The 23,750-nt window shown below is 63.8% G+C and carries 22 protein-coding genes; 3 read left to right on the top strand and 19 right to left on the bottom strand.

What is annotated here, in order from left to right:
* Window positions 1–3 precede the first annotated feature (3 nt).
* The gene (locus ACP7EG_RS10575) at window positions 4–156 is read right to left on the bottom strand and encodes a hypothetical protein (RefSeq protein WP_426087552.1); all 153 of its coding nucleotides are present in this window, start codon (window positions 154–156) and stop codon (window positions 4–6) included.
* A gap of 69 nt (window positions 157–225) precedes the next feature.
* The gene (locus ACP7EG_RS10570) at window positions 226–2,721 is read right to left on the bottom strand and encodes a prolyl oligopeptidase family serine peptidase (protein ID WP_426087551.1); all 2,496 of its coding nucleotides are present in this window, start codon (window positions 2,719–2,721) and stop codon (window positions 226–228) included.
* A 189-nt stretch (window positions 2,722–2,910) separates the two neighbouring features.
* Here ACP7EG_RS10570 and ACP7EG_RS10565 point away from each other — a divergent pair, with 189 nt between their 5' ends.
* The gene (locus ACP7EG_RS10565) at window positions 2,911–3,429 is read left to right on the top strand and encodes a hypothetical protein (protein WP_426087550.1); all 519 of its coding nucleotides are present in this window, start codon (window positions 2,911–2,913) and stop codon (window positions 3,427–3,429) included.
* 228 nt (window positions 3,430–3,657) lie between these two features.
* Window positions 3,658–4,275, top strand: a complete 618-nt coding sequence (locus ACP7EG_RS10560) for a hypothetical protein (RefSeq protein ID WP_426087549.1) — start codon at window positions 3,658–3,660, stop codon at window positions 4,273–4,275.
* A 35-nt stretch (window positions 4,276–4,310) separates the two neighbouring features.
* Here the strand turns inward: ACP7EG_RS10560 and ACP7EG_RS10555 are convergent, their stop codons facing one another.
* The 7 genes from ACP7EG_RS10555 to ACP7EG_RS10525 all read right to left on the bottom strand — a co-directional run bounded on the left by ACP7EG_RS10555 (window position 4,311) and on the right by ACP7EG_RS10525 (window position 12,977).
* Window positions 4,311–4,889 (bottom strand): nucleotidyltransferase family protein, encoded by a 579-nt coding sequence (locus ACP7EG_RS10555; RefSeq protein WP_426087548.1) that lies wholly within the window; start codon window positions 4,887–4,889, stop codon window positions 4,311–4,313.
* Window positions 4,890–4,893: 4 nt separating this feature from the next.
* Window positions 4,894–5,961, bottom strand: coding sequence for a DUF4424 family protein (locus ACP7EG_RS10550; RefSeq protein ID WP_426087547.1), 1,068 nt, complete (start codon window positions 5,959–5,961; stop codon window positions 4,894–4,896).
* Window positions 5,898–8,729 (bottom strand): ATP-binding protein, encoded by a 2,832-nt coding sequence (locus ACP7EG_RS10545; protein ID WP_426087546.1) that lies wholly within the window; start codon window positions 8,727–8,729, stop codon window positions 5,898–5,900. Before ACP7EG_RS10545 ends, ACP7EG_RS10550 begins: the two co-directional genes overlap by 64 nt.
* Before the next feature lie 8 nt (window positions 8,730–8,737).
* Window positions 8,738–9,472: a hypothetical protein gene (locus ACP7EG_RS10540; protein ID WP_141171573.1), complete on the bottom strand. Its 735-nt coding sequence runs from the start codon at window positions 9,470–9,472 to the stop codon at window positions 8,738–8,740.
* Complete coding sequence (locus ACP7EG_RS10535) at window positions 9,465–10,835, bottom strand: hypothetical protein (RefSeq protein WP_096233629.1); 1,371 nt, start codon at window positions 10,833–10,835, stop codon at window positions 9,465–9,467. The genes ACP7EG_RS10540 and ACP7EG_RS10535 overlap by 8 nt, the downstream gene beginning before the upstream one ends.
* 258 nt (window positions 10,836–11,093) lie before the next feature.
* A complete protein-coding gene (locus ACP7EG_RS10530) occupies window positions 11,094–11,855 on the bottom strand; it encodes a DUF3108 domain-containing protein (protein WP_426087545.1) in 762 nt (253 codons plus the stop codon).
* Window positions 11,856–12,977 (bottom strand): DUF3108 domain-containing protein, encoded by a 1,122-nt coding sequence (locus ACP7EG_RS10525; protein ID WP_426087544.1) that lies wholly within the window; start codon window positions 12,975–12,977, stop codon window positions 11,856–11,858.
* A gap of 149 nt (window positions 12,978–13,126) precedes the next feature.
* On the opposite strand from ACP7EG_RS10525, the gene ACP7EG_RS10520 reads away from it, so the two are divergent.
* On the top strand, window positions 13,127–13,849 hold the full coding sequence (locus ACP7EG_RS10520; protein WP_071079668.1) for a PhaM family polyhydroxyalkanoate granule multifunctional regulatory protein: 723 nt from the start codon (window positions 13,127–13,129) through the stop codon (window positions 13,847–13,849).
* A gap of 21 nt (window positions 13,850–13,870) precedes the next feature.
* Here the strand turns inward: ACP7EG_RS10520 and ACP7EG_RS10515 are convergent, their stop codons facing one another.
* From ACP7EG_RS10515 to ACP7EG_RS10470, 10 genes are all read right to left on the bottom strand, one after another.
* Window positions 13,871–14,086 carry a hypothetical protein gene (locus tag ACP7EG_RS10515; protein WP_010394693.1) on the bottom strand — a complete coding sequence of 72 codons (216 nt, stop codon included), beginning with the start codon at window positions 14,084–14,086 and terminating at the stop codon, window positions 13,871–13,873.
* Between the two features lie 64 nt (window positions 14,087–14,150).
* Window positions 14,151–15,881: a response regulator gene (locus ACP7EG_RS10510; protein WP_426087543.1), complete on the bottom strand. Its 1,731-nt coding sequence runs from the start codon at window positions 15,879–15,881 to the stop codon at window positions 14,151–14,153.
* A gap of 11 nt (window positions 15,882–15,892) precedes the next feature.
* Window positions 15,893–16,612: a sensor histidine kinase gene (locus tag ACP7EG_RS10505; protein WP_426087542.1), complete on the bottom strand. Its 720-nt coding sequence runs from the start codon at window positions 16,610–16,612 to the stop codon at window positions 15,893–15,895.
* A 157-nt stretch (window positions 16,613–16,769) separates the two neighbouring features.
* Window positions 16,770–18,569, bottom strand: a complete 1,800-nt coding sequence (locus ACP7EG_RS10500; RefSeq protein ID WP_426087541.1) for a family 2A encapsulin nanocompartment cargo protein cysteine desulfurase — start codon at window positions 18,567–18,569, stop codon at window positions 16,770–16,772.
* Window positions 18,544–19,473 (bottom strand): family 2A encapsulin nanocompartment shell protein, encoded by a 930-nt coding sequence (locus ACP7EG_RS10495; RefSeq protein WP_034784363.1) that lies wholly within the window; start codon window positions 19,471–19,473, stop codon window positions 18,544–18,546. The genes ACP7EG_RS10500 and ACP7EG_RS10495 overlap by 26 nt, the downstream gene beginning before the upstream one ends.
* A gap of 104 nt (window positions 19,474–19,577) precedes the next feature.
* Window positions 19,578–19,802 (bottom strand): helix-turn-helix domain-containing protein, encoded by a 225-nt coding sequence (locus ACP7EG_RS10490; RefSeq protein WP_070305409.1) that lies wholly within the window; start codon window positions 19,800–19,802, stop codon window positions 19,578–19,580.
* 7 nt (window positions 19,803–19,809) lie between these two features.
* Complete coding sequence (epsC, locus tag ACP7EG_RS10485; protein WP_426087540.1) at window positions 19,810–20,796, bottom strand: serine O-acetyltransferase EpsC; 987 nt, start codon at window positions 20,794–20,796, stop codon at window positions 19,810–19,812.
* Window positions 20,797–20,815: 19 nt separating this feature from the next.
* On the bottom strand, window positions 20,816–21,313 hold the full coding sequence (locus ACP7EG_RS10480) for a rhodanese-like domain-containing protein (RefSeq protein WP_426087539.1): 498 nt from the start codon (window positions 21,311–21,313) through the stop codon (window positions 20,816–20,818).
* A 214-nt stretch (window positions 21,314–21,527) separates the two neighbouring features.
* A complete protein-coding gene (gene mnmC / locus ACP7EG_RS10475) occupies window positions 21,528–23,159 on the bottom strand; it encodes an FAD-dependent 5-carboxymethylaminomethyl-2-thiouridine(34) oxidoreductase MnmC (protein WP_426087538.1) in 1,632 nt (543 codons plus the stop codon).
* Window positions 23,159–23,722 carry a DNA-3-methyladenine glycosylase I gene (locus ACP7EG_RS10470; protein ID WP_426087537.1) on the bottom strand — a complete coding sequence of 188 codons (564 nt, stop codon included), beginning with the start codon at window positions 23,720–23,722 and terminating at the stop codon, window positions 23,159–23,161. Before ACP7EG_RS10470 ends, mnmC begins: the two co-directional genes overlap by 1 nt.
* Window positions 23,723–23,750: the final 28 nt, after the last annotated feature.

Raw genomic sequence — 23,750 nt, 5'->3', positions numbered from 1 at the left:
GGGTTACTGAGGATGCGGATCGGGTACGGGATCGTCCTGCGGCACCGGATGCACGGGCCCCGGATGGTGCCCGGGCGCTTCTTGCGGCTCCGGCGCCGGCATGGGTTCATCGACGGGCGCCGGGTCGGGCGCGCGGTGGGCGTGGATGACGGACATGGCTGGGGCCTCCCTGCAGACAAAAGAAGACCATACCACGAGACATGCGCCACCTGCCCTGCGCACCCCTTATTTCGCTGCCGGCTTGACGTCGGTGGCCGGTGGCGGGGCATTCTTCACATATTTCTCCAGCCAGTTGTTGCTTTCATACAGCATCTGCATGATCGATTCGCGCGCGCGGTAGCCATGGCTCTCGTTCGGCAGCATCACCAGGCGCGCCGTGCCGCCCAGTCCCTTGACGGCCTGGAACATGCGTTCGCTCTGGATGGGGAAAGTGCCCGAGTTGTTGTCCTGCTCGCCATGGATCATCAGCAGCGCATCCTTGATCTTGTCCGCATAGTTGAACGGCGACATGGCCTGGTAGACGGCGGGCGCCTGCCAGAACGAGCGCTCTTCCGCCTGGAAACCGAACGGCGTCAGGGTGCGGTTGTAGGCGCCGCTGCGGGCGATGCCGGCGCGGAACAGCCGCGTGTGCGCGAGCAAATTGCCCGTCATGAAGGCGCCATACGAGTGGCCGCCGATGGCGATGCGGTTGCGGTCAGACACGCCACGGCGCACCACTTCATCGACGGCCGCTTCGGCATCGGCCACCAGTTGCGGCAGATAGGTGTCGTTCGGCTCCTGCTCGCCGGTTCCCACGATGGGGAAGGATGGATTGTCGAGCACGGCGTAGCCCATGGACAGGAAGGCGGCCGGGCCCCAGTAGCTGACGGCATTGAATTTGTACGGCGAACCCGTGGTCTGGCTGGCGGCGCTGGCCGTCTTGAATTCCTGCGGATACGCCCACATCAGGGTCGGCAATGGGCCGTCGCGTTTGACGTCGTAGTTCGGCGGCAGCATCAGGGTGGCCGTCAGGTCGACGCCATCGGCACGCTTGTAGCGGATCAGCTCTTTCTGCACGTCCTGCAATTGCGGCAGCGGATGCGGGAAGTGCGTGAGGGCCGTCAATTGCGCGGCGCCCTGCTGTTTCAGATTGCGCACATAATAATTTGGCTGCTCGGTGGGCGATTCGCGCGTCGACAGAAAACGGCTGCCATCTTCGTCCAGCACGGCCACCACGTTTTCATAGTAGGGCGCGGCGCTCTGGAACAGGCGCTGCTTCTGTTTCGTCGCCAGGTTCAGGCGGTCGATGAAGGGGCGGTCGCCGTCCTTCGAGGCGCCCCGGCCGTCGAGCAGGATGGAACCATCGGCGGCGATGAGCAAGCGCGGCAAGCCGGCCGCATCGGCGCGCATGACGGGCTGGCCCGGATCGTTGTAACGGTCTTCGAAGGAACCGGCGTACACGAGGTCGGCCGGCGCGGAAGGTTGATCTGGCGAAATTTTCCACTGCTTGACGGCGCGCGTCTTGTACCACGCTTCGCTGAGCAGGGCCAGGTCGCCGCGGCCCCAGGCCACGCCCGCATAGCGCGAGCCCAGCCTGGCCAGCACGGCCGGCTTGCTGGTGAACGGCGCCGCCTGCGTGTAGACGATGTCGCGGATCTCGGCGGCCTTGGCCGGATCACCGCCGTCCTGCGCTTCGGCCCACACCAGGGTGGCGGGCGCATCGACCCGCCAGCTGACGGAACGCACGCCGGCGGACACGGCATCATTGCCTGGCGGCAGCCCTTCCTCCAGCGGCAGGGCCGCCACCGTGTGCTCCACCTTGCCATTCAGGTCGCGCACGTCAATCTTGTGGCCAAAGTCATGCGCCGGCACGATATAGGAATACGGACGCACGATGCTGGTCGTCAGCAGGTGCTTGCCATCGGGCGAGGCCGACACGCGTGAAAACTGACCGGGCTGGCCCACCATGCGCTGCTTGCCCGCCACATCCAGCAAGGCCAGCTGGACGGTGATGTAGTGCTCGAACAGCTGCGCATCCTGTTCGTTCTTCAACAGGTCGGGATAGGTGCGCAATTGCTTGACGCCACCACCCGGCACGCTGTCCTGGATGGACGGGCCCGTCGGGATGCCGCTCGCCACAGGCGCCCCACCCAGCTTGGCCGGCTTCAGCTGCACCAGCAGGGTCTTGCTGTCCGGCATCCAGGAAAAACCACGGCCATACACGCTCGACAGGGGCGCGCTGGCCAGCTTGCGCGCCGCTTTCGTCTGCACGTCGAGCAGCCACAATTGCACACCCGATTCCTTCACGCCCTTGGCGGGATCGGCATAAGCGACATGCGTAAACGCCAGGTAGCGCTGGTCGGGCGACCAGGCCAGGTCGGCAATGCGGGGCGACGCAGGCAAGCCGCTGACCTTGATCTCCTTCTGCGTATCGATGTCGAGTAAACCCAGGCCCGTGTGGAAGCTGAAGCGGCTGGCCGAATACGTGCGCGGATTGATGCGCAAGCCCGCCAGCTTCAGTTCCGGCTGCGCCACTTCGCTGATGCCGGGCAAGGATGGCGTGGGCAGCACGGCGGCCAGGTTGCGTTTCGGGCTCAGGCTCAGGGTCGGCGCGCGCGGTGCATCGACGATGGCTTGCAGGGGGGCCGGTGGCATTTGATAGCCGCCATCTTGCGCCATGGCCAGGGAAGACGAGGCCAACAGGCCGACAGTGATGGGTAGCAAAGGCAAACGAGTAGACATGGAACTCCAGTGTATGAAGGTGGCGACAACAAGCGAGCGCACCGCACCGCTCATGGCGGCGCATTGTGACAAAGCATAGTGCGTTCATGCCATGTAAATGTCAACCAGCAACTTTTACCGTTTGACAAGCATCGCCGCCCGTCCCCATCTCGCTTACAATCGCTGTTTTATCCGCACCCGAATGCCTACATGGAAACCACCACCCTCGCCCTGCTGTTACTGGTCCCGCTGCTGGTCTGGCGCATTTATTCGCGCCTGAAGAAACTGGTGGCGCGCCAGAAATCGCAGCTGTGGCGCCACTGGAGCGTGGCGGTCGCGTTTCCCGCGCTGCTGCTGTTCCTGGCGACGACGACCAAATTCGAGGTCCTGCCCCTGTCCAGCCTGGGCGCGGCCGCACTGGCCGGTGGCTGGCTGGGCGTGCTGGGCTTGAAGCTGACGCGCTTCGAACAAGTAGGAAAAGATTTCTTTTTTACCCAGCACCGCTACCTGGGCCTGGCCATCACGATGCTGTTCATCGCCCGCTTGCTGTACCGTGGCATGGAAATCTACCTGAACACGCGCCAGGACGTGCCCGTGCCGCCGCCACCGTTCGGCCAAAGCCCGCTGACCATGGCCGCCTATGGCCTCGTCATCGGCTACTACGCCATGTATGCGTGGGGCTTGCTGCGCTGGCGCCAGCGCAACAAACCCTTGGAAGCGGCCGAGTAAGCCAGGTCCGTAGTACTGGCACAGGCCGGTACACGTCGTCACCGCCAGTGCCTGGCGTATCGTCGCCAGCGCCGGCGCCAGGGCGGGATCAAGGCCCTTATCCGCCTCAGCCAAGCTGGCCAGCAGGCGCTCGCGCAAGGGCGGCGCCATCAGATTGGCATTCGCCGTGGCGTGCTGCGCCGCCGCTTCCAGCATGACTTTCTTTTGCGCCACGTTCCAGAACGGCACTTGCACGAACTGCACCACGCCCGTGTAAACGACGGCCACATTCTTGCTGAACGCGCGTGCGCGCAGCCGCTCGGGTCCGCTCACCGCGTCCGCCGGCTGGGCACTGAATTCCTGCTCCATCAGCGCTATCAAATGGCCATGGCAATGCATGCTGAAAGCAAACAAGGTGCTCATTTCATCACCATAATTGCCCAGGTTCTGCGTCGCTTGTTCCTCGCGCGCCTGCTGCAGCTGGGCGCCGGACAGCGGCAGCGGCCATGCGAGGCCAAACGTATAGTATGTTTGTCCCAAACGCATGGCCTTTTCGCACACGGCCACACTCTGGTTCACGTCCTGCAGCGCCGTGACGGGCGCCTGGAACAGGCGCGGGCCATCGGCGATATGGGCAAACAGCTGCGCCACGGCAGGATCGCGCAGGCGCGGCAAGCCGCTGTGCGGCGTCGCCTTGGCCATCAGCGCTTCCAGCTGGCCGCTGGCTTGCTGGAAATCGGCATAGCTGTCGGCCCAGGCGGCGGGCGCCATGAGGGTGGAGGAAAGGCAGATCAGGCGGCCGATGCGGCGCAGCGGCGAAGAAATCAAAAAGGACATGGGATCAGGAGAGCACTATTGGATAATTAGCAATTATAGGCAATCTGTATCCATACTGCATCCAATCATGCCATGATGGTGACGCGCGGCCAGCGCGCCGCATAGTCCTTGCTGGCCAGGCGCTGCGCATAGCCGTCCAGGCTGATGCGCGCCGGGTTGCGCCGCACCACCATATTGAACAGGTCATCGAGGCCATGCGGCGCGACGATGCAGATCTCGCCGTCAGGCCGCAGCCAGATGCCAACCGAGGTGGCAAACTCGGGCCAGGTAGCGATGGCGTCGTCGAGCGAGCGCAAGGGCAGCACGGCGTAGCCAAACTCAGCCTCGAACCACAGGTGCACCCGGGCCTGGTTGCATACCTCCCACGGCACGCCGGGCAGCAAGGTTGCCAGGCGCTGGCGCAGCTGCATCTCGCTTTCCGCAAGCAAATCGTGCGCATCGAAATACGCCACGTCGATGTCGCTCAATGCCGACGGTTGTGAGTAAGCATGCAAGGCGTCCCACACCAGGTTGCGCACGGCGCCGGCGCCGATGCAGCAGTGGGGCAAGCCCAGCTGCGCCACGGCGTGCAGCGCTTGCATGCACCACGGCGTGGCGCGGGCGATGGCGCGCAAGCGCGCCGCCAGTGCCTGCTGCTCACTCACGTGCTCACGGCCGTATCTGCGGCGCCACGCCGTCGTGGCTGACCGTGCCCTCGACATTGCCGAAGTACACATCCAGATCCTGCTTCGGATGGAAGTTGCGCAGCTTGACTTGCAATGTGGTGGGGTTGATTTTGGTGAACGTGCCGGGGAAGCACAGGCTGACCAGCTCGTCAGGCTTGCCCTTGATCAAGTTCAAGGTAAAGTCTTCGATGCCATTCTTCCAGGTGTTACCCGTCGTCAAAATGTACGAGACCCAGACAGCATTGACGAAGCCGCTTTCGCCCTGCTTGGCCGCCAGGCGGTTCCACGTCTTGTAGAAGGCCTTGTCGCCGCAGTATTTCTTTTCAAAGGCATTGCCATCGCCCAGGTAGGAAGCACCGGGGCCGGCAGCGACGAATGGCGCATATTGATGGCGCACGCGCACGACTTTACCGGCGGGAAATTTCTGCTGCCACAGATAGATGACTTTCACTGTCCAGGCCGGCACCCATTCTTCGTCGTACAGCTGGGCCAGCAAGCCTTCGCCGATCATGATCTTGCTCTGCGCGGCCGTCAGCGGCGCCACTTTTCTGTCGAACGGCGTGTGCGAGGGGAAATACGCGATCTGCGCGTCGGACAAGCCCAGCTGGCGCAAGCGGGCCGTCACATCGTTGCTGTCGAGCTTGGCGACAAACGTGGTTTTATAGTCCTTGCGCTTGCCATCCACATCGACAGTAAACTGCTGCGGCTGGCCATAATACGTGGGCGAGCCATGGTAGCCGGCCGCGTATTCGGGCAGGGGGAAGAAGATCGTCTCTTCCACATCCTTGGCCGATTCATTGAGGAATTCGTACTCGACCTTGATCAAGTCCGTGCTCACGCTGAGCACTTCCTTTTTCATGGCCACGGCATCGGTCTTGCCGAACAGGATGCCACCCGCGCTGACGGAACCGATGCCGTCGTTGGCCACGGCCGTCCCGGCCAATGCCAGCGACAGGGCTGCGGCCAGAACCAGCTTGCGCACGGCCATCACGCGGCCTTGCCCGACACGGGATCGATGCGCCGCTGCAGCACGAAAATCGGTTGTGCCCATTGGCTATCCTTTTTCTTTTTGCTGGTGATCAACGTCAGTTCCGAGGGATCGTAGACATCCGTGTTGTGCGTCAACGGCGTCGTCATCAGGTATTGCGCTTGCGTGTTCTTCAGGAATTCGCCGACCAATTGAATGTTGCGGATATCGAGGTGGGCAAACGGTTCGTCGATGAAGACGAAGCCGCCGGAACCGTCTTCCGATTTCAGCAAGCCGATCAAGAGCACCAGCGACTTCATGACCTGCTGGCCGCCCGACGCTTCGCCGTCGTTCATGCCGATCACGCCCTTGCCGTCGAATTTGAAGCGCACGTGCAAGCCCGCCTGCGACAGCTGCACGTCATCGTTTTCCAGGCGCACAGGGTCGGCATGCACTTCGATGCCGGCCAGCTCACCGAGCTCCTTGATGTTCTTGCTGTAGGTCTTGATGGTGTAGCGCAAGCGTTCCATGTAGGCGCCACGCGCATTGCCCGTCGCTTCGATGGCGCGGTTGTTCTGGTAGCGGCGCTCGTCCGTTTCCGACTGCCGGCCATGCAACTGGTCCGACAGGCGGTGGTGCTGGTCGATGACGGTGGCGTCGAGTTCCCAGTCGTCGCGCGCCAGGCTGTTTTGCAGGCTGGCCACGCGCAAGTCGACCTGGTGCGCATTCTGGTGCTCGGCCACGAGCGCCGCGCGGCGCGCAGGGCGGCGCCAGCTTTTCGGCAAATGCCGCCACGCATGGCGCAGGGCCAGCAAGGCGCGCGCATGCTCGGCGCGCTGTTCAATCTGTTTCTTGTAGCCGAGGCGCGCACCCGCTTCCGCTTCGGACAAAGCCAGGCGCGCGTTTTGCCACACGGTATCGGCACGCGTGCGCGCCACGGTGGCGTTTTTCGTCAGATTTTGCAGCTCGCCCAGGCGGCCGCCCACTTCCAGGCGCTCTTCCTTGAGCGGCTTCGAATTGCGCAGCGCTTCGGCAAATTCTTCCTGGCGCGCACTGAGTTCCTTGGCCGCGTCGACGCCGGCGATGCGCGCCTTCAAGGCGCCCACTTCGGCCGCCAGTTTCGAGATCGCCAGGGTGAGCGTATCTTCCTGTCCTTCCAGGCCCGGCAGCGAGCGCAGCAGCGCTTCCAGGCGGCCGCTGCGGCCAGCCTGGCCGAAGCGGTAGCGCGACGCTTCCACGAACAGGGAGCGGCCGCCGCGGCGTTCGCGGTGATACGCCTCGGGCGTGATCCACTCTTCGTTGTTGCCCAATTTGAAACCCGCTTCGACGGAATCGACGCGGGCGATGCGCGACAGCTGCTCGATCAGCCAGCTGGGCACGGGCGCGGAAAATTTCACCACGGCCAGCAAGCTCTCGTCTTTCGCGTCAGGCGCCGTGACCAGCTCGGGCACGATGAAGTGGCGATAGCGTTCCTTCTCGGCCAGGCGGTAGGCGGCAGCCGCATCCTTGGCCTTGTCGAGCAAGACGACCGAGGCATAGCCGCCCAGCACGCCTTCGACGGCGCCCTGCCAGCGGCTGTCCGTCACTTCGACGATGTCCGACAGCATCGCGTGGCTGATGCCCGCGTCGCGCAGCGCGCGGCGCATGCCGCGCACATTGTCCGGCTCCGGCATGGCCGTCTTGCCTTGCAGCGCGGCAATCGTCGCCTGCTCGCCCGCGATGCGCGCCGACAGGGCGTCGCGCTGCTGGCGCTGCTGCAGCAATTGCGCTTCCTTCTGTTCCAGCTGGGCCGTCACTTCGGCGATGTCGCTGCCCGAGTCGGCTGCCAGCTTGTGCAAACGGTCTTTCTGTTCCAGCAGGCTGTCCAGCGGTTTCAGCTTGCTATTGATCAGGGACAAGCGGCTCTGCAAGCCAATCGATTCCTGCTCCAGCAAGGTCTCGTTCATCTGCGCGTCGGACAGGGCCTTCGCTTGCGCGGCCAGCGCATTGCGTTTATCGGTCAGCTGCTGGTCCGCCTGCGCCATCGGTTTGCGCGCATCGCGCAATTGCCGGCTGGCGATGGCGGCTTTTTCGCGCGCCTCGTGGTACTGCAGGCTGGGCAGCACTTCTTCCAGCAGGTTGCGGCGCTCTTTATGCAGCCCTTCCCACTGGTGGTAATTGGCCACGCGCAGACGCAAGCCTTCCAGGTTGGTCTTCGACGCCTCGAGTTCCGTTTCGAAGCGTTTCAGTTCCACTTCCGTATCGCGCTGGTGGCGCTTGGCTTCATCGTAGGCGTCCAGCACTTCCTTGTCGCCGAACACCTGAAACACCAGGTCGAGCAGCTGGCGCGGCGCGTATTCGCACAATTTGTCCGTCTCGCCCTGCTCCAGCGCCAGCACTTTCGACATGGCGGGCGACAGGCCAGCATTGGCCAGGCGCTTGCGGTAGTTTTCCACACCCAGCCAATCGTTGGCGTCCGTGATGTCCTCGATCTGCACATTGCCTGGACGCATCAGATACTGGCGCTTCCAGTCGCCGCCATTCTTCTGGATCTGGCAAAACAGGGTCACTTCATCGTCGCTGAAGAAGCCGGAACTGCGGAAGGGGCGATTCGACAGCTGCTTGCCCACGTTCTTGTTGTCGACCACGGCGCGCAGCCAGGCCGTCTGCTGGCCCGAGTGGCGCGCATAGTGCTTGTACGTGCGGCCCATCGAGCAGTCGAGGCCAAACAGGGTGCGCAAGGCGTCCAGCAAGGTGGTCTTGCCCGAGCCGTTCTGCCCCGCGATGGTGATGATCTTCGCGTCGAGCGGAATATTCTTGATGCGCTGCCAGTAATCCCAGTGCACCAGTTCAAGTGATTTGATATGAAACATGGGCGCTTTCAGTGAGGGAGGTCGGACGAATCGGCGTCACCGGCGTCGGGCAAGTCGCCGATCTCGGCGGACAGGTCGTCTGCCAGGTCGGCGTCAGGATCGACAGCCACCAGGCGCGCGGGCGCGCGCTTGAACACGTCGGCCAGGGCGCCGTTGATGATGCGTTCCTTGAGCACGTCGGTATCCATCATCAGGTCCAGCAGCGGGCCTTCGAGGATGAAGTCGCCGCGCCGCTCGATGAAGCCCAGCTTGGCCAGGGTGCCCAGGTTCATGTCCATGCGCGTTTTCTTGCCCAGCTTGTCGCCGAAGTCCGACAGCAGCGCCTTGTAGGAAATGCCGATCGACGCGTCTTCCGCGCGCGGCAGCGGTTTTTCCGTGCCGAACATATCATTTTGATCGTCATCGGCGTGCTGATGCGTTTCCTGGCGTTCGCGCTTGGGCAGGATGATCTGCGCCCACAGCACCACCAGCAAGGCCACGCCATCGCGCGCCAGGCCGAAATTATTGTTTTGCCAGACGTCGCGCGCGCCGAAAATCTTCGGCTCGATGGTGCGCGTCAGGGCCAAAGTCACGTGGTCGGCATACACGTTGTCGAGCAGCTTCAGGCCGCAGGCCAGCAGGCGCGCATCGATCTCGGCACGGAACAGCTCGTCGGACAGCACGCGCTTGACGAGCTTGTCGTCGCGGCGCAGGGTTTGATGCGTGAGCAGGCGCGCAATCAGGATTTGGGAATCGTCATTCATCGGCAGTGCCGCTATCTAAATCAAGTGAAACATTCAGTGAAAGCGAGGCGATCGACATGGCCGCCACGTGGGGGTCGGTCAGTTGGACCATCTCGTCGGTCGGTGTAAAGGTGATCGGCAAACGGGCCAGTTCGGCCGTCGAGCCTTGCAAGCTCGCTTCGGACACATCGCCCAGGAGCGGCAGCATCGAGGCGCGGTACGAGGCCACGGCAAAGCTGGCCGGCAGCAGCGAATCCTGCACGGGCACGCTTTTCGGCCCCTCTTCGCCGATGCTGGGGAAATTGCCCAGGCTGGCAAAATTCGACAGGCGTTCGAGCAAGTCATCGAGTTCAAGCTGCATGGCGGGACCGTCGCTGATGGTGGTGGGCGCGTCCTCTCCGCTGGGCAGGCCCGTGTTGATGACACCTGCCGCCCGTTCGGACAGCAGTTCCGTTTCGGCCACGTCGATCATCTCGGCCGGCGTGCTGAACAGGGGCACGACAGGCTGGTCGATGGCGCCCTCGGCCAAGCTGGCCAGGTCTTCATGCAGCAAGAGCCAGCGCTTGATGTCCGTGGTCGACAGGCCCGACTGGCCCAGGTGCACGCGCTGGCGCTCGATCTGGTTCAGCGCGCGCGAAAACATGCCTTGCATGTTCAACAATTTACTTTGCGCGCGGCCGATGGCCTGCGCCGCCTTGTGCGTGGCGCTGTCCGCGTTTTCATCGGACGTGATGGCCACGAGAATCTCGGAACCCTTCTCGACCCAGTCGCACGCCATGTTCCACTTCGCCTGCGCCGTGCGCAGCCGGAATTCGGAACCGGAGGCAATCGCGTCGGAGAACTCTTCCGTCAAGTCCACCAGGCGCCCCAGCAAATGCTGGAGTTGTTCAACGGATACGCCGCCCACGGCTTGCGCACCGGCCACCTGCGACAGCAAAAAGCCCATTTCCGCTTCGTCTTCCGTCTGGCCCAGGCCCAGCAGGCTGTCGATAGCGGACAGCACATTGCGCGCCATGGGCGTCACGCGGTACACGCCCTGCTGCGCATCCCAGGCCAGCAACTGGTTCGAGCGCAGGCGCAGCAAGACCGTTTCCAGACTTTCCGGCAATAAATAGGCCAGCTTGGTGTTGATATCGGCGCGCGTATAGGCGGACGTGGCCGCATCGGACGCCAGCTCGCGCAACACCAGCAGACGCACCAGCACGCCATCGAAACCGCCATGGAACAGGGCCGTAAACACTTGCAGCAAAGGCTGCGCCCGCTTCAAGTGAAAAACTTGCTCAATTTCATCGGCCGAAATATTGGGCTGGAAATGCGCCTGCAAGGAATCGTGATGCTCTTGCTCTGTCTGATGTGCATCCGTAGCCACGGCTGCACTTGCCATTATATCAATCATTCTTTTCCGGATGAGTGTTCAGCGGGCGGCGCAGCGGGCTAACGCAGCGCTGCGGGGCGGGGGCGTCAGTATATCAGTTCTGACATGCAATTTAGCGCGTGGGAGGACAGCCAGCGGGCAGCCAGGTTGCCGAGTGTTGTATTGACGAAAACCCCAACGGCAAAGGGCCGGGGTCGGACCCTGAGGGTCCGACCCCAGTTTTTGCATCCGGGTTGGCAACTTGATGCAAAAACCATTAGCAAGCGCTTACTTCTTGACGATCTTTTGCAAGGTTTGCTCGACATAATCACCGTCTTCATCGGCAAACGTTACCTTCACGGGATACCATTCCAGCGACGGCGCCAGCCACAGGTCCACTTGCTGGCCCTTCTTGTCCGGCGGCGGCGCCTTGACCAGGTGGATGGCAGCCACTTCGCCCAGACCGGTGGCGACCTTGTCATCCTTGACGACCTTGAAGGTCCACGGCTCGGCGTCGTGGCGACCGGCCACGAAGAAGCTCCATTCCGAACCGGGCGTGAATTTCTCGGGCGTGGCGCGCGCCACGCTGACCAGTTGCCAGACGGTACTGTTGCGGTCCTGTTCGCCGCCTTTCAGCGGATAGCTGTCATCGCCCTCGCTGAAGACGATGGTCTTGCTGTCGCGCTTGAACGTGGTGGTGGCGGCTTCCTTACGGAAACGTTTTTCCACGAATTGAGCCGGCGCCAGACCGTAATCGTCGACCGCGCCTTCGCTGCGCTGCTCCAGAATCTTGCCGAACAGGGCCGCCTTGGTTTCAGCCAGCAGCGAATACTTGCCATCGCCCACGCGCCAGTTGCTGACCGATTCGCCGGACAGTCCGATGCCGCGCTGTTTGGCCTTGATCGAATAGACGAGGTCTGCCGATGGCGCCAGCTTGTACGGGCGCTTGATGACGGGATGCTCCACCGGCGCGTCGGCCATGGCGGGAGTCAGAGTGGCGGCCAGCAAGCTGGCCAGCACCACGCGTTTTAAAGTAGTCAAAGTCATCATTTATTTTCCTGTAGCGTCATTGACGCGAATTTGGGTCACGGTTTGCGTGGTCAAAGCCCCGCTCGCCTCGGTATTGCGTATTTGTACCGGATACCATTGCATGGACGGCGCCAGCCAGATATCGAGCTGCGACGAATAGGTGCCGGGCTTCGGTGGCCGGCGCAGATGCCAGGTCACCAGACGGCCCATTTTGGTATCGAGCTCTTCCTCGCCCACCAGCTGGAAGCGGAACACGGTTGCTTCCTTTTCCTCGCCGACGAGGATATCGATATTGCCGGCCAGCTGGTTGACGTCGGCGCGGCCGATGGCGGCCAGCTGGAACGGCACCGTGGCCTTGTCCTGCGCCCCCTCCTGCCATGGAACCGTGGCCGTCGTGGCCGAAAACGTGATGGCCTTGGCGTCGCGCTTGAAATGCGTGGCCGTTTGCGCGCGGCCCTTGCGTTTCTCCGTGGCCGTGACGGGCACGATACCGCTGCCGTCAATCACGCCTTCGCTGGTCAGCACCAGCAGGTTGATGCGCGTGATCAGCATGCTCAAGCCCACTTCCAGTTTCAGCTGATACGTATCGCCCCGGTTTTCCCACGCCATGGCGGCCACGCCCTGCCACTTGGTGCCATCGGCATCGCGCCGGTCCACATGCAAGTCGAACTGGGCCGAGGCAGGTACATTCGTTTTGTAGTGCCGTGCCTGCTCGACGGCCGGTGGTGGCGGCGCGGCAGCTGGCGCGGGTGCGGCCGCCACGGCGGGCGCGGGCGCCGTGATGACCGGGGCAGCCACTGCGGCCGACTCGGAAGTGGCGGGGCCTTCCGGCACGTCGCTGGCAGGCGCCGTCCACTGGGGCGCTTCGCTCGACGCCAGCTCCGTCGGCGGCGGCGGGGGCAGCGGCCTGGGCTTGGGCTTGGGCATGGGGAGCTCGGGCGGCGGCGGTGGCACCACTGGCAGGGGCCTGGGCGGCTCGGCGATCAAGGCCATGCTGACCACCTGCGCATGATTCTGCCCCAGCGGCACCATGCGGGCATGCGAGGTGAGCCACTCCAGCGCCACGTAATGCAGTACGCCGATGACCGCGACAAAGATGACGGTACGGCGGCGCGGTGGCGAAAAGAAGGAGTCGGGCATCATAGGCCGTAGTGTAACGCTTCCACCCCACTTCCCGCTTCTTGCCCGCGCTCCACTCCTGATGTTTTATGTAAGAAAATGTTGGCAGCGTTGCGTCAGTTGCAAGCTGATATCTGCTACGCTAGGGCCATCCACCTACCAGGAGATTTCGCATGGCAAATCCGCAAATGCCCCAAATACCGGGCGCAGCAGTTGTGACCGATACCCTCGACTTCGTCAAGAACCTGTGGGGCAGCATGAGCGTGCCCGGCATGGGCATGCCCGGCATCACGGCGCCCACCATGTCGGTGGAAGAGCTGGACAAGAAAATCAGCGACCTGAAAGCCGTCGAAGCATGGCTGAACCTCAATACCAGCATGCTGCGCGGCAGTATCCAGGCGCTGGAAGTACAGCGCGGCACCATCGCCACCCTGAAATCGATGGGTGCTTCGCTGGCGGCGGCCATCACCCAGCCCGGTGCCAGCGAGAAAACCGTCTTTGAATCGGTGCCCTACGCTTCCGCGTTTTTCCAGCAGGCAGCACCTGCGGCGCCAGCGCCTGCACCGAAACCGGCGCCCGCACCTGCACCCGCGCCGGAACCCGCTGCGGCGGCGCCCGACGATGCCGGCAACCAGGCAGCAGCCCAGTTGGCCAATCCAAGTGCTTGGTGGAATTTGTTACAAGATCAGTTCAAGCAGGCCGTGTCGACGGCGATGTCGCCCGATGCTGCCAGTGCGGCAGCGGCCAGTTTCGGCGGTGGCGCCAAGGCCAAGCCAGCGGCCAGCAAGTCCGCCAAGCCGGCAGAAGCAGGCACGGCAGCCAAGGCCAAGGCCCCGCTGCGCAAGGCGCCCGCGAAACGCGCAGCGCCCAAGGCTAAAGCGCCAGGCAAGGCCTGACGCGTCAAGCCGGCGATATGATCAGGCGATACGATGAATGCGGATCGCCTCGATCATGTTGTCGGCCTGGCGTTTTACGTCACCGATCGTGATCAGGCCTTCGTCGGCCAGCGCCTTGGCGTGCTCGTACGAAGACTGGAATGTTTCCAGCGTGTCTCCCTTGGCGGCGACCGGGCGTACCCAGGCAATACTGCCGACCTTCATTTTTTTGTACACTTCATTGACCACATCACGCATAGTTTCTTCCTTATTGTTGTAAAGCAACTCAAGCACGGGCGAACCCACGCTGGCCCCTAGTTTATCATCCGGCACGCTCGCGCACGGATTTTCCCCCTTTTTCCGGCGCCGGCGGCGCTTTTTCCGGCACTTCGACGGCCGGTTCCGGCCCGGGCGGCGGCGTCAGCTGCACCAGTTGCTCCATCAATTGCGCAAAGCGCTGCTGTCCCGGTGCGATTTTGTCTACATACAACAACACTTCCATGGCTTCGGCCGCCAATTCCGCCTGGTAACCGCGCTGCTCCAGGAAAGACACGATGATTTGCGCGGAATTGAACAGGATGCGCAGGTTGTTCGGCAGTTTTTCGCGCGCCGCGCGCATCCAGGCGACCGCCTCGTTGAGCTTGTCCGTCTTCCACAGCAGCACGCCCTTGTTCATCAAGTCCGACGCTTCCTTGCGCGCAGCGATGATCAGGCTGGTGCCTTCGTCGCCCATCTTCGCCTTGTCGAAGATCTTTTGCACCTCGTCCTGCACCACCTGGTTATCGTGGTTATTTTTGACCACGTAGCACAGCAGGCCGGCCGGCGCATCCTTGACGCCGACGGCGAACAGCAGGGTCGCCAGTTCCATGCAAATGCTTTTCTCGGGCCGCGCCGGGTCTTCCAGCAGCATGGCTTCGAGTTCGTCGCCGCACTTGCGCGCGCGCCGGTAATCGCCCGTTTCGTGGTGCACCATGCCTTCCGTGATCTTCGCGCGCAAACCGATCTGCTCGGGCGGGAATTCACGCTGCGCCAGCAGCAGCCATTGCAGCGCCTCCTTGGCATCCTTCTTCAAGCCGCACACGCGCGCCAGGCCCAGGTAAGCGTCCGGCGTCTTCATGACGGAAAATTCACCGATGGAAATACACTTGCGAAAAGCCTTTTCCGCCATGCTGACATTGCCGACTTTCAAGGCGGCCAGCCCCAGATTGCGCTGGCGCGGCACCGAATTGGGCGACAGGCGCGCCGCCTTTTCCAGCACGCCGCACGCTTCCTCGTGCTGGCCCATCAGCTGGTAAGCGACGGCCATCTGATCGTAGGCATCGATGTAATACTTGTTTTCGACGATCACGCCCTGGAAGATCTGCCGCGCCGCCTCGTGCTCGCCGTTATTCATGCGGATCTTGCCCAGGCCCGCCCTGGCCCAGCTGTAATCGCGCTCGGCCAGCACTTTTTCATACACGGCGCGGGCCTTTTCCGGCTCGCCACTTTTCAGCAGCAAGGATGCCTTCATGCGCAGCAATTCCAGCGCGTGCAACTTGTTGAGCTCGATCTGCGCGTCGCACAATTTGGCCGCGCGCAAATAATCCTTTTCCATGCAGGCCTGGTCGATTTCGCGAAACACCTGCTTCTTGTGCCACACGCGGTTCAGCCGCGTCAGCAGCACGCCTTCCGTGATGGGTTTGATCAGGTAGGCGTCGGGCTGGTGCTCGGCCGCGCCCATCACCGATTCCACGCTTTTCTCGGCCGACACCATCAGCCACACGCTCGACGGCGCCGTCAGGTTGCGCACGCGCGTCTCTTCCAGCACCTGCTGGCCATTCTTGCCTTCGCCCAGGTTGTAATCGCACAGCACCACGTCATAGCGCGTCTTGGCCAGCAGCTTCATGGCTTCGCCGCCGCTGGCCGCCTGGTCGATATGGCGCGCGCCCAGGTTGCGCAAGGATTCACGCAGCAGGATGCGGATGCCGATGAAGTCGTCGACCAGCAGATAATGCTTGTCGGCCCAGTCGGTGCTGCCCGCTTCGCCGGCGGTGGCGTGGCTGTCTGTCGTCATGGCATCCTCATTCAGGGCAGGCGCAGGATGAAACAGCCGCCGCCCAGCGCGCCGCCATTTTCCAGGGCGATGCTGCCGCTACTGCCCCGGTGCTTGTGCATCTTCGCCACTTCGCTGGAGAAATACAGACCCAGTCCCGTGCTGTTGGTGGAAAAGTTCACGCCAGCCGCCATGCCATCCATGGCTGCGCTGCCCGCGTCGAGCAGCGCCTGCGAGTAGCCATCGCCATTATCTTCCACGCGCAGCTCGAGCATATTGTCGTGCTCCTGCACCGACAGGCGGATCGTGTCTTTCGTGTAGCGGATGGCGTTGTTGATGGCATGCGCCAGCACGCCGATGACCAGGTCTTCGTCCAGGGTCCAGATCAGCTCGGCCGGGCAAGCCGTCTCCAGGCGGATGCCTTTCGAGGCCAGCAAGATCCTTTCCTGGTCCACCACCTGGTCGACCACCTGGCTCACCAGTTGCGGCTGCACGTCGAACGGGTAGCCGGGCTTGCCCACTTCCTTGTACAGGGCCAGCAGCTGGATCAGGTTATCGTTGAGGCGCTTGGTCTGGTACAGCATTTGCGCCATCTGCAGGTAGGCGGGATCGGCCTGCGGCGCGTCTTTCGCCTGTTCGGCCGCCAGCAAGGATTCCAGCGTGCCGCTGACGACGCTGATCGAATTTTTCATGTCGTGCACGGTCGACGCCAGGAACAGGAAAAGCTCGGGCGAGCTGTGTTGATTTTCCACCGGATATCTCCTTGGAGCCGCAGCTTGAATATTGCCAAGGATAAATTATACCGCCAGCCTGCAGACGCCAGCCTGGCGCGCGCAAAGTCCGTGACCTGACGCAACAATGCCGCCCCCGCTGGCGCAAGGGCGGCATAGTCTTGATAAGCCGGCAAGATCAGCGGCGCGCACCCGCCAGGCGGCGCACCACCGCGATCATCCGGTCGATTTCCTCATACGTGTTGTAGAAGGCGAACGATGGCCGCACGGTCGCTTCCACGCCGAAGCGGCGCAAAATCGGCTGGGCGCAGTGGTGGCCCGAGCGCACGGCGATGCCCTCGTCGTTCAGGGCGCGCCCCACTTCCGCCGGCTCGTAGCCGGCCAGCACGAACGAGGCCACGCTGGCCTTCTCGAATGCCGTGCCGATCAGGCGCACGCCGGCAATCGCCTGCAGGTGGTGCGTGGCGTATTCCAGCAGCGCGTGCTCGTAGGCGGCGATGTTCTCCAGGCCGATGCGCTGCACATAATCGATGGCCGCGCCCAGTCCCACGGCATCGGCGATATTGCCCGTGCCCGCCTCGAAACGGTTCGGCACGCCCTGGTAGACGGTGCGCTCGAACGTCACGTCGGCGATCATGTTGCCGCCGCCCTGCCACGGCGGCAATTGCTCCAGCAAGTCCGCCTTGCCATACACGGCGCCGATGCCCGTCGGGCCGAACACTTTATGCCCCGAAAACACGTAAAAATCCGCACCCAGCGCCTGCACGTCCACGCGCAGGTGCGATACGGCTTGCGCGCCATCGACCAGCACGCGCACGCCGGCCGCATGCGCCAGCGCGATGATCTGCGCCACGGGCGTCACCGTCCCCAGCGCATTCGACACCTGCGTCACGGACACCAGCTTGGTACGCCCGTTAAGCAGCTTGCGGAATTCATCGACGATGATCTGGCCGCTGTCGTCGACGGGAATCACGCGCAGAGTCGCGCCCTTTTCCGCAGCCAGCTGCTGCCATGGCACGATGTTGGCGTGGTGTTCAAGCTGCGAGACGATGATCTCGTCGCCGCTGCCGATGTACTTCCGGCCGAAGGTATTGGCGACCAGGTTGATGCCTTCCGTGGCGCCGCGTACGAAGATGATTTCATTGGCCGAGGCGGCGCCGAGGAAGTTCGCCACCTTGGCGCGTGCCGCTTCATAGGCATCGCTGGCGCGCGCCGCCAGTGCGTGCGCCGCCCGATGGATGTTCGAATTCTCGTGCGCATAGAAATACGACACCCGGTCGATCACCGACTGCGGCTTGTGCGTGGTGGCCGCATTATCGAACCACGCCAAAGGCTTGCCGTTGACCCGTTCGGCCAGCACGGGGAAATCGCGCCGCACGGCGTGCACATCGAATGGCGCGGGCGCCTGGCGTTGGCCCGGCTGCGTCGCTGCGGGCAGCTCGGTCTGGAAATAGAAGGCGGGCTGGCCACTGCCTGGCGATACCGGCAACTGGTGCGCGGGCGCGCGCTGCGGCGTGGCAAACAGCCCGCTTAAATCACCGGGTGCCGCCGGCGCCTGTCCCAGCCCCTGCTGCGCCAGGCCATCGAGCTTGCCGTTCGACGCGGGATAGCCATGCGCGCCACCGACAAAATAGTAGGGCGACGGTGCACCAAGGCTTGATGCCCGTGGTGTCGGCACGGAGACAGGCGCCGGCGCAATCGGCGACTCCAGGGGCGCCGTCACGGGCGGCACTTGCGCCGTCGCCACGCCGGGGGCGATGGCGGCGAACGAAGGGCCGGGCTGCGGCGGCGGACGGTTCACGTAGCGGGGTGCCGCATCGAGCACGCTGCCGGAACCGCCAAGGCTGGGAGATTTGTCCAAGCCTGGCAAACGCGCGAAAAACTCGCCCGCCAGGCGGTTCAGGGTCGCTTCGTCGGGTAAAAACGGGACGGCGGGCAAGGCCGCCGCGCCATCACTTGTAGGTGTCTGGGTAGTCATGGTATTTACCGATCTCCACGTCTTCCAGTACGGCCAGCGCATCGTCGGTCAGCACGGCCAGCGAACAATACAGCGAAATCAGATAGGACGAAATCGCGTGGCGGTTGATGCCCATGAAGCGCACGGACAGGCCCGGGCTTTGCTCGCCCGCCAGGCCAGGCTGGAACAGGCCGATCACGCCTTGCCGCTGCTCGCCCGCGCGCAGCAGGATGATTTTCGTCTTGCCGTCTTCGATGGGCAGTTTGTCGGACGGCACCAGCGGCACGCCGCGCCAGGTCAAAAACTGCGAACCGAACAGGCTGACGGTCGGTGGCGGCACGCCGCGGCGCGTGCATTCGCGCCCAAAAGCGGCAATCGCCAGCGGGTGCGCGAGGAAAAAGCCCGGTTCCTTCCACACTTTCGTCAGCAGTTCGTCGAGGTCGTCCGGCGTGGGCGCGCCCGTCAGCGTAAAGATGCGCTGGTCGTCGTGCACGCTGGCCAGCAGGCCGTAGTCGGGATTATTGATCAGTTCGCTTTCCTGGCGCTCCTTGATCGTCTCGATGGTCAGGCGCAGCTGCTCCTTGATCTGGTCGTGCGGGCTGCTGTACAGGTCCGACACGCGCGTGTGCACGTCGAGCACCGTGCTGACGGCATTGAGAAAATACTCGCGCGGCTGGTCGTCGTAGTCGACGAAGGTTTGCGGCAGTTCCGACTCGTCGCGCTGCGAGCAGGCGACGCGCACGTCCTTCGGGTTCTTCACGCGATTGAGGCGATAGATACCCGCTTCCACGGGCAGCCATTGCAGCAGGTGCACCAGCCAGCGCGGCGTGATCGTGGATAACTGGGGGACGCTCTTGCTTGCATTGGCCAGCTGGCGCGCGGCGTTATCGCCCAGCGCGAACTGGTTCTCTGTTGCTTCTGCCATGACTACTCCTGATGAGAAAAGTGAATATGCTTATCTGAAAAACAAATAAAGTATCAAGCGTCTCCCCTGATCTCTCAACATGCTATCGCCATCATCGTGGCGTTTTAATCGACCAGCTCCGGCTCGCAGCGGGCCATCAATCCCGCCAGGCCGACGCCCAGCGCGACGGCCAGCTTTTCCACCGTCAGCAGCGACGGCGTGGCGGCACCCCGTTCGATTTCGCCGATGAAGGAGCGGTTCAAGTCGGCCGCTTCGGCCAGCCGCTCCTGCGACCAGCCATGCCCTTCGCGCAACTGGCGCACGGCCAGTCCAAACTGTTTGATCAACATGCTGTCCTCATGGGTGGTGGGCAAAAGCGGGGTGCGATGGCGCCGGCAAATCGGCTGCCTCCTGCTGGTTGTGCGCTTGCGTGACATGGCTGCCGGGCGCCACGCTGCGGGTCAGCCAGACATTGCCGCCGATGACGGAACCCTGGCCGATGGTCACCCGTCCCAGGATCGTCGCACCCGCGTAGATGACCACGTCGTCCTGCACGATGGGGTGGCGCGCCAATCCCTTTTTCAGCACACCGTCGGCGCCGGCGGGAAAGCGCTTGGCGCCCAGGGTGACGGCTTGATAAATGCGCACCCGTTCGCCGATGATGGCCGTCTCGCCGATCACCACACCCGTGCCATGGTCGATGAAAAAGCTGCTGCCGATATTGGCGCCCGGGTGGATGTCGATGCCCGTCTGCGAATGGGCCACTTCGGCGATGATGCGCGCCACCAGCGGCGCGCCCAGTGCATACAGGGTATGCGCCAGGCGGTAATGGATGATGGCCAGGATGCCCGGATAGCACAACAGCACTTCATCGACGCTGTGCGCGGCCGGGTCGCCATGGAAGGCGGCCGCCACGTCCGTGTCGAGCTGGGCGCGGATGCGCGGCAGCGCGCGGGCGAAGCGCTGCACGATGGCCAGCGCCTGCTGTTCGATGGAGACCGTCTGCTGCAAGCCGTGCTGGCGCGCCTGGTAACTGAGTTCGCGCCGCACCTGTTCGTGCAGGCCTGTCAAGGTCGTGTCGAGCGTGTGGCCGACAAAGAAATCCTCGCTCTCCTGCTGCAGGTCGAGGGGGCCCAGGCGCATGGGGAACAGGGCCGCGCACAAGGCTTTGATGATGTCGCGCAAGTGCTGGCGCGACGGGAATTCGCGCGCGCCACACTCCTGGTTGCTGGCCAATCCTTCGCGCCACTGTGCGCGCACGGCGCGCAATTCATCGACGATCTGGCGCAGTTCCCATTGCGGCTGCGCGGCAAGGGAGGCGGGGGGAATGGCTCGCTGGTTCATGGTGGTCCCGGAAAGAGATTTAATCTTGCAGCCAGGGCAGCGCATGCCAGCGCCAGCCGCCGCTATGGCCACGCTGTTGCTGCGCGTCGAGGTCGCCCTCGAAGCCTTGCGCGATATTGAAGACGTGCGTGAAACCGACCTTGGCGGCCGCTTCTGCGGCCAGGGCCGAGCGCTTGCCACTGCGGCACAGCAGCACCACGACGGCATCCTTGCCGCCCGCCTTCGCTTCCAGTTCGCGCGTAAAACGGGGATTGCGGTTCATGGCCGTGCCGGTGGCCCACGCCACGTGCAGCGAGGCGGGCACGTAGCCGACGAAAGTGCGTTCCTCGTTGGTGCGCACGTCGACCAGCACGGCTTTGCCAGCCTGCACCAGCTGCCATGCATCCTGCGCGCTAACGATGCCCGCATACGGCAAGCCCTGCGCCTGCGCCTGGGCGCGCGCGAGATGGAGTACTTCGTCAAAGGCCGCCTCGCCGTGCGCGGCGCGGGGGTCGAAAATCAGTTCTGCAGCAGCCATCGTTCCACCTCTTTATTCCGTCGTCAAAAACCAGCACGAGTCCACTGTAGCGAACTTATGTTGTTCGGAAAACAAATTAAAAAGAGTTTGGAAAGCTGAAAAACGTATATGGGAGAATCGAGGTGTGGAGCGTCTGAAAATGCCCAGGGCTAGGCGGAGTGCCGAAGACAGTACGAATGTACGGCGAGGCACGACAACAACGCCATGGGCTTTTTCAGGCGTTCCGGCGGCGCTCGCGCAGCAAGAAACGGGCAGGATCAAGCGCCTCTGCCAGTTGGCGCTCCAGCGGCAACGGCTCCCCCTCCAGCTGGCAAGCCAGCAGCTCGGCCGCCAGCGGCGCCCAGATAAGGCCGCGCGAAGCGTACCCCAGCAAGCCAAACAGGCCGGGCCAGCGCGGCACGTCGCGCAGGCGCTCGCAGCGGCCTGGCACGCCGGGATCGGGCAAGGCGCCCGCCAGCGGCAGGCGGTCCGGCGCCATGCAGCGAAAGCCCGTGCGCCCGGCCAGCGGCGCGTCGAACGGAGCCACATCAAGGATGTCGGCGATCTTCGCGATATTGTCGTGCTGACTATCCATGCGCAGGCTGCTGTCTGCATCGGCAGCATAGGTCGCGCCCACACACACGACGCCCTGGTATGCCGGCGTCATGTAGGCTTCGCGGCAGACGACGAACGGCAAGGAGGGCAGACTGCCTTCGGCCAGGTGCGTGACCTGGCCGCGCACGGCATCCAGCGGCAGGCCGGCCGCCTGCTCAAAATCGACGGCACCCGTGCCCGCCGCCAGGATGACGTTGGGCGCCGCCGCGATCAGGGCGCCGTCCGCATCGCGCACCAGCCACTCCTGATCGCCACGCTCCAGTCGCAGGGCGCTGCTGGAAAAGCACCGCGTGAGCAAGCCGCCGCAAGCGTCCAGCATGGCCGCGCAGACGGAAGACGGGCGCGCCCAGCCACCCTGTGCGAACCACCAGCCGCCATCGGGCGCCGGTGCGCCCAGCATGGCGCTCGCCTCGGGCGCTTCCAGCCAGCGGGCGAATTCGCGCGGATACAGGCCGCTGGCGGCGATCTGCCGCTGCACCTGCGCATGCGCGCCGTCGCGCGCCAGGTGCAGCACGCCGCTCTGCACACCCTCGATGGCGGCGCCGATGCCGCCCAGGTCTTTCCAGCGATTCAGCGAATACAGGTAGGCGGCGCGCACCAGCCGCGTGGGGATATTGTCATCCTTCGACATCAGCGGCATGAAGATGCCGGCCAGGTTGCCCGACGCCTCACTGGCCGGCTGCGCGTGGCGCTCGATCAGGGTCACCTTCCAGCCGCGCGCGGCCAGCCGTTCGCAGGCGGCCGCGCCGGCCACGCCCGCGCCGATGACGATGGCGCGCCGTTCGGGCGCCACGGCAGCCACGTGTTCTGCGCGCCGCGCATAAAACACGGCGCGCGATCGGCTCTCGTCGAAAACAAAACCATTCTTTTGCAACTCCGCGCGCTGCGCCTCGTCCAGGTGCACCGCATGCAGCTGGCCGCCATCGACCATCAGGCGCGCCAGCACCGCCACGGCGGCGGGTACCCAGGCTAGCAGCACTTCATCGATGCGTGCCGACAATTGCGCCAGGCAGGCATCGGGCTCGCCGATCAGCACATCGAGCGTGACGAGGCCATCGTGCGAGACCATGCGGTGCAGGCCCGGCACGCAAAGCGGCCACTGTGTGCGCCACTGCTCGGGCAAGTGGCTGGCATCGACGGGACGCGGCGCCAGCGCGACGTAATGCAGGCGCCGCCCGCCATGCGCCGCACAGGCTGCCCCAAAGCGAGCGCTGTCAAAATCGGTGTCGAGCAGGACCAGCGCGCGGCGCATCAATGCCCCGCGCGGCAAAAGCAGGTCGGCGCATGGTCGTTGACCATGCCGATGCCCTGCATGTAGGCGTAGACGATGGTCGAGCCGACGAACTTGAAGCCCAGCTTGAGCAAGTCTTTCGACAATGTGTCGGACAAGGCCGTCTTGGCAGGGAATTCGCCCGGTTGCCAGCTGTTGACGATGGGCTGGCCATCGACATACGCCCACAAAAAGCTGTCCAGGGTCTGGCCTTGCGCGCGCAGGCGCAGGTAGGCCTGTGCGTTCGTGATGGCCGCCGCCACCTTCAGGCGGTTGCGCACGATGCCGGGGTCCGCCAGCAGCTGCGCCACCTTGTCCGGACCATACGCGGCGATCTTTTCCGCATCCCAGCCATCAAATGCTGCACGGTAGGTGTCGCGCTTGTTCAGGATGGTTTCCCAGCTCAGGCCAGCCTGCGCGCCTTCCAGGTTCAGCATCTCGAACAGCCGGCGCTCGTCGTGACAGGGCACACCCCACTCCGTATCGTGGTAGTCAAGGTAGCGGGGATTGGCCGGATTGGCCCAGGAGCAGCGGATGGTAGTCATGGTCGTGTTCTTCATGTGCGGGCAAGCA

Source organism: Janthinobacterium sp. PSPC1-1, from assembly GCF_049897625.1.
Taxonomy (GTDB): Bacteria; Pseudomonadota; Gammaproteobacteria; order Burkholderiales; family Burkholderiaceae_D; genus Janthinobacterium; species Janthinobacterium tructae.
The sequence above is the reverse complement of the archived record's forward strand: the minus strand, read 5'-3'. Positions and strand labels throughout refer to the sequence as shown.

Coding starts and splice junctions, on each gene's coding strand:
- ACP7EG_RS10575 (WP_426087552.1), bottom strand. CDS start 156: ATGTCCGTCATCCACGCCCACCGCGCGCCCGACCCGGCGCCCGTCGAT.
- ACP7EG_RS10570 (WP_426087551.1), bottom strand. CDS start 2,721: ATGTCTACTCGTTTGCCTTTGCTACCCATCACTGTCGGCCTGTTGGCC.
- ACP7EG_RS10565 (WP_426087550.1), top strand. CDS start 2,911: ATGGAAACCACCACCCTCGCCCTGCTGTTACTGGTCCCGCTGCTGGTC.
- ACP7EG_RS10550 (WP_426087547.1), bottom strand. CDS start 5,961: ATGGGCACAACCGATTTTCGTGCTGCAGCGGCGCATCGATCCCGTGTC.
- ACP7EG_RS10545 (WP_426087546.1), bottom strand. CDS start 8,729: ATGTTTCATATCAAATCACTTGAACTGGTGCACTGGGATTACTGGCAG.
- ACP7EG_RS10540 (WP_141171573.1), bottom strand. CDS start 9,472: ATGAATGACGATTCCCAAATCCTGATTGCGCGCCTGCTCACGCATCAA.
- ACP7EG_RS10535 (WP_096233629.1), bottom strand. CDS start 10,835: ATGGCAAGTGCAGCCGTGGCTACGGATGCACATCAGACAGAGCAAGAG.
- ACP7EG_RS10530 (WP_426087545.1), bottom strand. CDS start 11,855: ATGATGACTTTGACTACTTTAAAACGCGTGGTGCTGGCCAGCTTGCTG.
- ACP7EG_RS10525 (WP_426087544.1), bottom strand. CDS start 12,977: ATGATGCCCGACTCCTTCTTTTCGCCACCGCGCCGCCGTACCGTCATC.
- ACP7EG_RS10520 (WP_071079668.1), top strand. CDS start 13,127: ATGGCAAATCCGCAAATGCCCCAAATACCGGGCGCAGCAGTTGTGACC.
- ACP7EG_RS10515 (WP_010394693.1), bottom strand. CDS start 14,086: ATGCGTGATGTGGTCAATGAAGTGTACAAAAAAATGAAGGTCGGCAGT.
- ACP7EG_RS10510 (WP_426087543.1), bottom strand. CDS start 15,881: ATGACGACAGACAGCCACGCCACCGCCGGCGAAGCGGGCAGCACCGAC.
- ACP7EG_RS10500 (WP_426087541.1), bottom strand. CDS start 18,569: ATGACTACCCAGACACCTACAAGTGATGGCGCGGCGGCCTTGCCCGCC.
- ACP7EG_RS10495 (WP_034784363.1), bottom strand. CDS start 19,473: ATGGCAGAAGCAACAGAGAACCAGTTCGCGCTGGGCGATAACGCCGCG.
- ACP7EG_RS10490 (WP_070305409.1), bottom strand. CDS start 19,802: ATGTTGATCAAACAGTTTGGACTGGCCGTGCGCCAGTTGCGCGAAGGG.
- epsC (WP_426087540.1), bottom strand. CDS start 20,796: ATGAACCAGCGAGCCATTCCCCCCGCCTCCCTTGCCGCGCAGCCGCAA.
- ACP7EG_RS10480 (WP_426087539.1), bottom strand. CDS start 21,313: ATGGCTGCTGCAGAACTGATTTTCGACCCCCGCGCCGCGCACGGCGAG.
- mnmC (WP_426087538.1), bottom strand. CDS start 23,159: ATGCGCCGCGCGCTGGTCCTGCTCGACACCGATTTTGACAGCGCTCGC.
- ACP7EG_RS10470 (WP_426087537.1), bottom strand. CDS start 23,722: ATGACTACCATCCGCTGCTCCTGGGCCAATCCGGCCAATCCCCGCTAC.